Below are 10,288 nucleotides of genomic sequence, written 5' to 3' on the forward strand. Positions count from 1 at the left end.
GGCGAGAGCCTTTCGCTTTCCCAATGCCGCCGTCGCCAGCGCCTACTTCGCCTTCGGCTTCACGCCTTCCACGTTCAGGCTGATCTTTACCTGGTCGCCGACGACAGCTCTCCCATCCTGCATGGCGCGGTTGTAGGTCACGCCAAAATCGCGCCGGTTGATGGTCGTGGAACCTTCTGCGGCGATGCGCGTGTTTCCCCACGGGTCGGTGATCGGCCCGCTGAAGGTGAAGGGGATCTCCACTCGCTTGGTCACGCCCTTGAGCGTGAGGTCGCCGATGAGCACGTACTGGTCGCCGCGTTTCTCCACCTTGGCGCTCTGAAACGTCATCTCGGGGAATTTCGCGACGTCGAGGAACTCGGAGCTATGCAGGTCGTTGTCGCGCTGGGCGTTGTCGGTGGTGATGCTCGCCGTCTTGATCGTGACCTTCACGGCGGACTTGGTGATGTCCTTGGGATCGTACGTGATAAGGCCGTCGAAATCGGTGAAGCGCCCATTCACGTTCGAGATCATCAGGTGCTTCACCGCGAAGCCGGCCTGGGAGTGCGCTTTATCGATCTTGTAATCCTCGGCCAGGGCGATGGTACTGATGGTGCTGGAGCTGCCGAGCGCGAGGCTGACGAACGCGATAAAGAGAAGTGACTTGCGGATCTTCATGTTTGCTCCTGGTTTGCTGGGGAATAGACGAACGCGGCCGTAAAACAGATTCAGAGACTGCACACAAACCTATGCCGGCAGCACGCGCAGGCTTAGATCCACCGCCCGCGACGAGTGCGTGAGCGCGCCGACCGAGATGTAATCCACGCCCGTCTCGGCGTACGCGCGGACGTTCTCCAGTTTGATGCCGCCGGAGCACTCGATGGGGATGCGGCGTGAATGTTTCTCGCACCGTTGCACCGCGCGGCGCACTTCTTTCACTTCCATGTTGTCGAGCAGGATGGCCTCGGCGCCGTGCTCGAGCGCTGTCTCCACTTCATCGAGCGAGCGTACCTCGATCTCGATGGGCGAAGAGCCCCGGCGGTTGCGCAACGCGCGCTCCAGGGCCGGCGCGATGCCGCCGGCGAGCGCGATATGATTGTTCTTGATGAGCACGCCGTCGGAAAGATCAAGGCGGTGATTCATCCCGCCACCGCAACGCACGGCGTACTTATCCAGCACGCGCATGCCGAGCACGGTCTTGCGCGTATCGAGGATGCGCGCCTTGGTCCCGGTAACGGTGTCCACGAATTTGCGGGTAAGGGTGGCGATGCCACTCATGCGCTGCAGCGCGTTCAGGATCACGCGCTCACAGCTCAGGATCACGCGCGCGTTGTGGCGGATCACCGCGATCTGCTGGCCTTTGTGCAAACGCACGCCATCGAAGATCTCGCCGTGCGTGGTGACCTCAGGATGCGCCACCACCGTCCCATCCAGCTGGCCAAACACTTCCAGGATGCGCCCGACCACGCCCAGGCCGGCGAGCACGCAATCTTCTTTTGCGAGGATCGTCCCGCTCGCACGCTGCGTGGGATCGATGACGGCGTACGTGGTCGCATCGCGCGTCGCGCTGTCTTCGCGCAACGCGTTCTCGAGGATCGCGGTTATCCTTCGGCTCGACCAGTCCATAAGTCCTGCGACTACTGTAACGCGCCCAGCGCTCCGCGCGCTTTCTCGATCAGCACATCCAGCTCCGCCTGGCGGCGCCGGATGCCCGCGACCACGTTCGCCGGAGCCTTGGCGAGGAATTGCTCATTTCCCAACTGGCGATGCGCATTGGCCAGTTCCGCCTCCAGCTTCTTCAACTCTCGCGTCAGCCGCTCGCGCTCGGAGGCCACATCGATCTGCTTCTCATAGATCACGCGGACATCGAAGCGCGTGCTCGAGCGCGCACCCGCGGCGTTGGCCAAAGAGTTTTTCACGAACGTGATCGCGTCCACGCCGGCGAGCTTCTCGATGGCCGCGCGATTCTCTTCCACCAGCCTGCGCGTGGCGGTTTCGGCAAAGATCTCGACCGGCGCCTTCTGCTTGGGCTCAATCTTCATCTCCGCGCGGATGTTGCGGATGCTCGCGATCAGATCGCGCAGCACCGCGAACTCCGCTTCGGCTTGCAAGTCGATGTGCGCGGCCGCGGCCTGCGGATACGCCGCCAGGGCCACCGACTTCAACGGCGGATGGCCGTCGTAAAGCGCCTGCCAGATCTCTTCCGTGATGAACGGCATGAAGGGTGAGAGCAGCCGCAGCGCGCCCTCGAACAGCCCCACGAAGTTTGCCAACGCGAGACGCCGCGTCGCTGCCGGCGCGTCGTCGCCCAGGCTCAGCTTCACCAGCTCGAGGTACCAGTCGCAGAACTCGCCCCAGAAGAATTCGTAGACCACGGCGGCAGCCTCGTGGAAGCGATAGTGCGCGAGCGCGTCGTTGGCTTGCTGCGCCGCCTGATTGAAGCGCGAGACGATCCAGCGGTCGGCGAGCGAGCGCGGCTGGGCCTGTTCTTCAGTCTGATGTCCCGCAGCGTCGCCAGTGAATTCCGCGGCGATGCCGCGCGTCTGAAACTCTTTCAGCGACCACACTCCGGCCTCGGCGGCGCGGTCCACGTTCATGAACATGAAGCGCGCCGCGTTCCATATCTTGTTGGCGAAGGCGCGATAACCTTCGGTGCGTGATTCGTTGAACGCGATGTCGGTGCCGGGCGCAGCCATCGCAGCCAAGGTGAAGCGCACCGCGTCGGTGCCATATTTCTCGATCACTTCGATGGGATCGAGCACGTTGCCTTTGGTCTTCGACATCTTCTGCCGCTCGGCATCGCGCACCAGCGCGTGGATGTACACCGCGCGGAACGGCACGCTGCCCGCCGCGTGGTCCTTCATGAAGTAGCAGCCCAGCATGATCATGCGCGCGACCCAGAAGAACAGGATGTCGAAGCCGGTGATGAGCAGCGACGTGGGATAAAACACGTCCAGGTCGCGCGTCTTCTCCGGCCAGCCCAGCGTGGTGAAGGGCAGCAGGCCGGAGGAGAACCAGGTGTCGAGCACGCCGGTGTCTTGTTCTAATTTCCAGCTGTTACATTTTGAACATTTTTCCGGCTGCGTGCGCGCGACTTCGATGTGCTTGCAGTCCTTGCAGTGCCATGCCGGGATGCGATGTCCCCACCACAGTTGCCGCGAGATGCACCAATCGTGGATGTTGCGCATCCACTCGAAATACGTCTTCGAGTATTGCTCCGGGACGAACGTGATCTCGTTGCGCATCACCACCTCGATGGCCTTCTCCGCCATCGGCGCGACTCTGATGAACCACTGGGTGGAGAGCCGCGGCTCGACGATGGTCTTGCAACGGTCGCATTTGCCGATGGAGAGCGCGTGGTCTTTCACCGCGGCGAGCAGGCCTTGCGCGCGCAGGTCTTCCACGATCTTGTCGCGCGCCTCGAAGCGGTCGTGTCCGGCATACGCGCCGCCGTTCTCGTTGATGCGTCCGGCTTCATCCATCACATCGAGCTGCGGCAGCAGGTGTCGCAGTCCGATCTGGAAGTCGTTGGGATCGTGCGCGGGCGTGACTTTTACGGCGCCGGTTCCAAACTCCGGATTCGCCCAGTCGTCGGTGATGATGGGGACTTCGCGGTTCACCAGTGGGACCAGCGCGCGCTTGCCGTGAAGATGCGTGTAGCGCTCGTCCGTCGGATTCACCGCCACGGCCGTGTCGCCCAGCATCGTCTCCGGACGCGTGGTCGCGACGGCGATGAAACCTTTTTCACCGGGCTTCGCTTCAACAAGCGGGTACTTGATCTCGTAGAGTTTCCCCAGCGTCTCTTCGTGGACGACTTCGAGGTCGCTGATCGCCGTCAAGCATCGCGGACACCAGTTCACGATGTACTTCCCGCGGTAGATCAGCCCATCTTCGTGCAGCCGGACGAACGCCTCGATCACGGCCTTCGAGAGCCGCTCGTCCATGGTGAAGTACTCGCGCTCCCAATCGACCGAATCGCCGAGCCGCCGCATCTGCTGCTGGATGGCCCCGCCATAAAGCTGCTTCCACTGCCACACGCGCTCGATGAACGCGTCGCGCCCCATGTCGCGGCGCTTGATGCCCTCGGCGGCAAGCTGGCGCTCCACCATCATCTGCGTGGCGATGCCGGCGTGGTCGGTCCCGGGAAGCCACAGCGTGATGAAGCCGCGCATGCGGTGCCAGCGGACGATGATGTCCATCTCCGTGTGGTTCAGCATGTGGCCCATGTGCAGCTTGCCGGTCACGTTCGGCGGCGGCAACAGCAGCGTGAAAACTGGACGTGGCGCGTCGCCGCCGTGCACACCTGTGGCGGCGGGCGTCCGGGTGGAGAAGAGCTTCTCCGCTACCCAATAATCCGCCCAGCGCTGTTCGATGGCGCCCGGCTCATATGCTTTCGGGAGTTCGTGAGGCATTCGCTTCCGGCCGTCGCTGGTTTGAGGGATGAACGACGGATAACCTTCGATACTACAGGCCGCCGGAAAAGGGGGTCAAACGGGACGCGCGTTAGGCCTCAAATACTGTTGGCTGCGAACCAGGCCGCCAACTCACTAGTCCGCTTGCAGTATGGAGTGAAAAGGCGAAGATGAGAGTACACGATGTCGCGACTGACCAAGCCACCGGCAGCTGGGTGCCCTGCGTCGTTTCGACTGTTTCGTATTAGGTCGAATACACCGCGCAAGAGCGAATCCAAATTCTCGGTCAGCTCTTTGGGCACTCGTGCTTTGTGATTTACAAAGTGTTTCTCGAAAACTTCATACTTGCGGAAGATTGAAGTAGCCTTCTCCACGTTCCTCTTGAAGGACTGTTTCAGCTGGGTGTCAGTTATCGAATTGCCGTACGACTCAATCAAGAGCAAGACGGCCTGCTCGCTGGCACCGCCTAGCATTACAGCAGCTGCCCTGTGGAGACCATGCACGTAGCATTGCAAGGATTCCGTCAAGTATTCAATGATTGTCGTATCGGCTTGCGGGACTTCGCTGCGGAAGTCTGCTAGAAATCCATCTGGATCGTGAGGCAGAATTCGGTCTTCCTGAAGGCATCTCCGTCCGTACTCTGTTACACGCAGGAAGGGCCAGCCCTGATTGCTGTCGTTCAATCCGGGGATTAGGATGCCCTGGACGATGAGGCTCCACACAATCTCCAGAAGCAGAGTCGTCTCCGCGTCGGTCAAGTGCTGCCTGCCTCCCTGGTATCCGGGAATCGGATTAACCCCCTGGCTCCTAGCCTTAAGAGTTCCAACTGAAGAAGTCAGATCCCCCCATTGATTCCAACCAACAGCACGGAGTGCTTGGAATAGCAGGCCTCGCAGTTCTTCCGTTTGCATGATCTCAGCCTCTCCTCGACCCTCTCGAAATCTAGAATATTCCATGCATAGCTTGCGATGTTTTCCTCTTCTGCCTTTGTCTACAAATGTTTACGCCCTCAACCGTCACAGGTAGGGCCTCCCCACCCATGCCCCTAACCCCCGGCACCCAGCTTCGCCCTTATGAAGTCGTGTCCGCGATCGGCGCCGGCAGCATGGGAGAGGTCTACAGAGCGCGTGGTGACACGCGGCTCGATCGCGACATCGACATCGCCCACGAAAGCGAAAAGGCCGCCCGCGGGCGGCCTGTCTTCACTACTTAGTCCCAAACTACTGAATCCCAACTGCTGCATTCCGCGCTGACTGTCTCAAGCCGCGCGAAAGAATGCGATCACAGCCGAGAGCGCGACGCCAAAGCACATTCCCGATGCGACCATCTGCAAGACATCCACGTCGCGGATACCTTCCAAGCGTGGCTGGTGGGTCACGTGGTAGAGCCCGACAAATCCAATGACAAGCAGAACGAAAACACTTGCTCCGAGGCCGCCCTTTCTCACGAAGACCTCCTCAAATCTCGGCATTCACTTCTGAACCTTGGGCCAGTTTCCCTGGGTCGAATCGGGGGATTACACATAGGCCCGCGAGGCTCAACCTCACCTCGGCGACACTGGCAATAACGAAAGCCGCCCGCAGGCGCCTCTCGCACAGATTCGGAAACCTACTTCTGTTCTAGCTCTTTCGCGATGTTGGCGATCAGCTCCGGCTTCATTCGGTCGAGCGCGCGATGGATGGCGTCGGCAAGTTTTGCCGGGTCCACCCCGCTCTGATTTCCCACGGCAGCCGTGGCCGCAGCAACCGCGGCGGCCATGGGTGGAGAGTCTGGCGAGACCGCGGCTGCCATCGCGGTGGCCAATTCCATGTCGGGAGCGTTCGTTGCCAGGGCAGAAGCAGCGGGCGCGGCGGCCACGGCAGCGGACGCCTGCGGCTCCGGCTCAGCTTCCGGCGCGGGCGCCGGCGGCTCGGGATCATGCGGCACCGAAGCCGAGAACGCTTTCAACATCTCCTGATCGAGCGAGACGTTGGCTTCGTGATGTTCCACCGAAGCTTCCTGCGCCACCCAGGCCGTTGCCGCCGCAGCAGCAGGCGCCGGCAGTGCTTCAGCGCTGGCAACCGCCGCCGCCATCGGCGGTTGCGGCTCGGGCGTAGGTTCTGGTGCGGGCGCGGCAGCAGCCGGCGCTTCGTAAGTGTTCATCGCCGCGGCAACGCGCTTCTCGAAATCGTCGGCGGGAGGTGTGCCGGCAAGTGCCGGCCCTTCTTCTTCCACTATCTCCACCGACGCGGCTTCTTGCTCCAGCTCGCGCATGCGCGCGACCGGGGCAGAGACGTCTTGCGTGGGCAACTCTGCTGCAGTCTCCGCGTCCGCAGCTTCGGAGCCCTCGGCCGGCGCGCTCTCGGTGTACAGACCGTCGATGCCCGAATCCGCCGCCACACCCACCACGACGGGTTCAGGATTATCCACCCCGAACTTGGTCACGAAGGCGGTGGCCATCTCGCTGGCGTCGGTGACGAGCGCAGGATCCTGCCCGGTATGCGCCACCTCGATGTGTTCCTGGCTCACCGTCGGCTCAAAGTGCGGATCGGGAGCGTGCGAGGCATCCACATCGTGCTTCGCCGCGCCCACCATCGGCGTCTCGACCGGCTCCACGCTCACGCTGGGGGCGCTGGCGTAAGCGGCCGGCGTCTCCGGCATCGGCGGCGTTTCGAGCGCGGCAGCCTTTGCCTCGACCGGCTCATCGCCCAACATGCCGGCCATGGCAGCATCGTCGGCCACGCCTTCGGGGACATCGGTGGTGTGCTTCGACCGCGCTTCTTCCGCGGCTTCTTCGTCCTTGTGCTCGTCGGCCGTGACCTGCCATTCCTGGTAGCTGGAATCTTGCTTCAGGCTCTCCGCCACGTTGATCTTCTGTGTGCGCTCATATTCGGCCGCTGCGATCGCCGCCTCTGCCGCCGGCGCCGCCGCAAGTTTTTCCTCGATCTTCTTGATGGCGGCGAGCAGATCGGAAGCCTCGAACGGCTTGATGATCACGCCATCGGCCTTCACCCGCGTGGCGTCCTCGGGCTTGAACGTCCCCATCTCCATCTTGCCCACGGTGAGCACCACGGGCATCTTCGACGTCTCTTGCGCCGCGCGCACGCGCTCGCATACTTCCAGACCGGTGTAGCCCGGCATGTAGATGTCGAGCACCGCCATGTCCGGCTTTTCGGAGGCGATCTTCTTCACCGCGGCGGCGCCGTTCGACACCGCGATCACCGTGTGTCCGGCGTCGACAAGGATTTTCTGGCCCATCTTCTGGGCGGTCATACTATCGTCGGCTAACAGGATCTTCAGTGGCACAAAAGGGTCCTTCGGGGGCGGAAATGCTGCACAAAAGTACTGTTAATCACTTTGTAAGTCAATGCGCGGAAGCACCTGATCATCGCCTGAGGTATTCCGCTTAAGCGGAGAGTGGCCGGCCGAAAGGCACCGGGGATTCCGCGCCCCTAGTGGGTCGAACATCCGCTCGCGAAAGCGACCAAAGGAGGCCCCGGCTGCCCCAAGGCATCACGGATCCCGCGCCGCAATCAGGTCGAGCGGCCTTTGCGAAGCGACCCCAAAAGGGAAGCGGCCGAAAAGGAAGGTGACCGCGTCCCTTAAAACGGAATCAGCTTCCGCAGCCCCTTCTTCTTTTTCTTCTTGCTGGTCGACTCGGTCTTCTTGTCGGTCCCGCTCGCCGTCTGTCCCGCCACCTGCGCCTGGTCCTGATGCGTCTGCTCGGCGGCAGCTTCGTTGGTCTGCGCGGGAAGCGGAGCCGTGGTCTCGCGCGTCTGGTTTTCCAGCTGCGGGGTGGCGTTGGCCGGCGTAGCGATGTTCAATTGTGGCTGCCCTTCCGAGCTTGGAGGCGCCTCGCTCTCCGGCGGCTTGCCTGTGCCCGCAGTGCCTTCCACGCTGAGCTGGCTTGTCCCTGCCTGCTGGCCCAACGCGTTCTGCGTCTGTCGTGCCAGTTCGGTGGCGCTCACTTGTTTCGGTTCTTCGAGCTGCGGCTCGCCCACCGTGGCAGCGTGCGTGGTGTCAGGACGCTGGCGCAGCAATCCCATCACCCTGTCGACCTTGCTCTGTTCGCTGCGGCTGGCTTCCTCGGCCTTGCTTTGCTTGATGGCTGCCGCCGTGGGCGTGGGTACGGGCTGCTTCAACGCCTGCAACCGCTCCGTTGCATCGTTCACGCGATCGGTGGCGGGATAACGCGTAAGGATCCTCCCATACGCTTCCACGGCGTGCTTGGTGTACTCGTTGATGAGCTTGCCGCGCATCGCCTCGGGCAGGCGCGCGTTCGCACGCACCCCCTCGGACAGCTTTTCGTAGGATTCCCCCAGCAGGTAGAGCGACTCATCCGCTCCGCTGTATAGCGGATAGCTCTCCGTCACGCTCTTCAACCGCGCGATGGCGGCGGGGTAGGACTCGCGCAGGAAATAGAAACGCCCGATGCGGAACTCGCGCTCCGCCAGCACTTCCTGCACTTCCAACAGATGCTCTTTCGCATCCTTGACCAGCTTGGAATCTGGATACTGCTTGATCAGCTCTTTGTATTCTTCTTCCGCGCGCTTGGCGTGGGTGTAGTCACGGTCCGGCTTCTCCATCTGCCGGTAGTGGATGTTCGCCACCTTGAGCTGCGCTTCCGCTGCTTCCGGCATGTTGGGGAAGAAGGTCTGGAAGTCCTTGTACTCGATCTCCGCCTGCGCCAGCCCGGTCGAGCCACCCTCCGCGTACCAGGAGTCGGCCACCGATAACTTGGCGCGCGCGATGTACTCCGAATCCGGATAGGTGTTGATCAGCGTTTGCAACGACAGCCGGGCAACGTCGTACTTGCCGTGCTTCATCGCGTCCATCGCGCGGTCGAACAACACTTTGTCCGGCTGCTTGGAGTTGATGTTGGCGATCGGGTTCTTCACGTTGTTGTGACGGCAACCCGTCGCCACCATGGCGACCGCGATCAAGAGGACGGTAGTAAAGACTTTCCGGGACATTAGGAACCTCTGGGAAATAGAACGATGCTCGTTAGACTCTTTGCAGCGTTGCGTCTTTCGCCGCCGCCAGCAGTTTTTCCACGTTCTTCTTCGCGTCGCCCTTGCCGAACACGGCATTGCCGGCGACCAGCACTTCCGCGCCCGCCCGCACCACCTCGCCGATGGTCTCGAGCGTCACGCCGCCGTCCACCTCGATGCGGAAGTTCAAGCCGCGGGCGGCACGCAACGCCACCAGCTTCTTGATCTTCGCCAGCGCTCCGGGGATGAACTTCTGTCCCCCGAATCCCGGGTTCACCGACATGATCAGCACGTAGTCCACCTGGTCGAGCACCTCGGTGAGCGTCTCCACCGGCGTTGCCGGGTTCAGCACCACGCCCGCCTGCGCCCCCTTCGACCTTATTAGAGCGATCGTCCGGTACAAATGGACACTAGCTTCTTGGTGTACCGACACCCAGTCCGCCCCCGCCTCGATGAATGCCCCCACGTACTGGTCGGGGTTCTCGATCATCAGGTGCACGTCGAGCGGCAGCTCGGTCACCTTGCGCAGCGACGCCACCACCGGCGGCCCCATGGTGATGTTGGGCACGAAGTGTCCGTCCATCACGTCGATGTGCAGCAGGGTCGCCCCGCCCTCTGTGGCGGCGCGAACGTCGTCGGCCAAATGGGCAAAGTCCGCCGATAGGATCGAGGGTGCGAGTTCGATCAAGAGGCTTCTCTCTGGGCTTTCTTGCAACCGTGGCAGACGCGGATCCTACAAACGGTGCGATTCAAGACGGTGGTTTTAACGACGATGGCTAGATTTTAACACGCGTCCCCAGCCCTCATCCGCGCCAAAATGGCCTGTTTTGGGGGTGTATCCCCGGCGCTTTGCGGCTTGTTCTAGATTCAGAACAAAATCCAGATTTTTTTAGAAAGGTCCCGGCGTCGTCCTAGGCTGTCCCTAAC

At 62.0% G+C, this 10,288-nt stretch carries 8 protein-coding genes; all 8 read right to left on the reverse strand.

Going from position 1 to position 10,288, the window contains the following annotated elements; translation table 11 throughout:
- Nucleotides 1-42: 42 nt before the first annotated feature.
- Nucleotides 43-657 (reverse strand): YceI family protein, encoded by a 615-nt coding sequence (locus M3P27_11120; protein MDP9268858.1) that lies wholly within the window; start codon nt 655-657, stop codon nt 43-45.
- Nucleotides 658-726: 69 nt separating this feature from the next.
- On the reverse strand, nt 727-1,605 hold the full coding sequence (nadC, locus tag M3P27_11125) for a carboxylating nicotinate-nucleotide diphosphorylase (GenBank protein MDP9268859.1): 879 nt from the start codon (nt 1,603-1,605) through the stop codon (nt 727-729).
- A gap of 11 nt (nt 1,606-1,616) precedes the next feature.
- On the reverse strand, nt 1,617-4,391 hold the full coding sequence (locus M3P27_11130) for a valine--tRNA ligase (GenBank protein MDP9268860.1): 2,775 nt from the start codon (nt 4,389-4,391) through the stop codon (nt 1,617-1,619).
- Between the two features lie 98 nt (nt 4,392-4,489).
- Nucleotides 4,490-5,149, reverse strand: coding sequence for a hypothetical protein (locus M3P27_11135; protein ID MDP9268861.1), 660 nt, complete (start codon nt 5,147-5,149; stop codon nt 4,490-4,492).
- A gap of 500 nt (nt 5,150-5,649) precedes the next feature.
- A complete protein-coding gene (locus tag M3P27_11140; GenBank protein ID MDP9268862.1) occupies nt 5,650-5,862 on the reverse strand; it encodes a hypothetical protein in 213 nt (70 codons plus the stop codon).
- Nucleotides 5,863-5,999: 137 nt separating this feature from the next.
- Complete coding sequence (locus tag M3P27_11145) at nt 6,000-7,676, reverse strand: response regulator (GenBank protein MDP9268863.1); 1,677 nt, start codon at nt 7,674-7,676, stop codon at nt 6,000-6,002.
- 296 nt (nt 7,677-7,972) lie between these two features.
- Entirely contained in the window at nt 7,973-9,343 is a 1,371-nt protein-coding gene (bamD, locus tag M3P27_11150; protein ID MDP9268864.1) for an outer membrane protein assembly factor BamD, read from the reverse strand.
- Between the two features lie 31 nt (nt 9,344-9,374).
- Nucleotides 9,375-10,049, reverse strand: coding sequence for a ribulose-phosphate 3-epimerase (gene rpe / locus M3P27_11155; GenBank protein ID MDP9268865.1), 675 nt, complete (start codon nt 10,047-10,049; stop codon nt 9,375-9,377).
- Between the last annotated feature and the right edge of the window lie 239 nt (nt 10,050-10,288).

It is taken from the genome of Acidobacteriota bacterium (assembly GCA_030774055.1).
Classification (GTDB): Bacteria; Acidobacteriota; Terriglobia; order Terriglobales; family Acidobacteriaceae; genus JACPNR01.

What these genes read in the sequence shown, in the direction of transcription:
- M3P27_11120 (MDP9268858.1), bottom strand. Translation starts at nt 657, where the DNA reads ATGAAGATCCGCAAGTCACTTCTCTTTATCGCGTTCGTCAGCCTCGCG.
- nadC (MDP9268859.1), bottom strand. Translation starts at nt 1,605, where the DNA reads ATGGACTGGTCGAGCCGAAGGATAACCGCGATCCTCGAGAACGCGTTG.
- M3P27_11130 (MDP9268860.1), bottom strand. Translation starts at nt 4,391, where the DNA reads ATGCCTCACGAACTCCCGAAAGCATATGAGCCGGGCGCCATCGAACAG.
- M3P27_11140 (MDP9268862.1), bottom strand. Translation starts at nt 5,862, where the DNA reads ATGCCGAGATTTGAGGAGGTCTTCGTGAGAAAGGGCGGCCTCGGAGCA.
- bamD (MDP9268864.1), bottom strand. Translation starts at nt 9,343, where the DNA reads ATGTCCCGGAAAGTCTTTACTACCGTCCTCTTGATCGCGGTCGCCATG.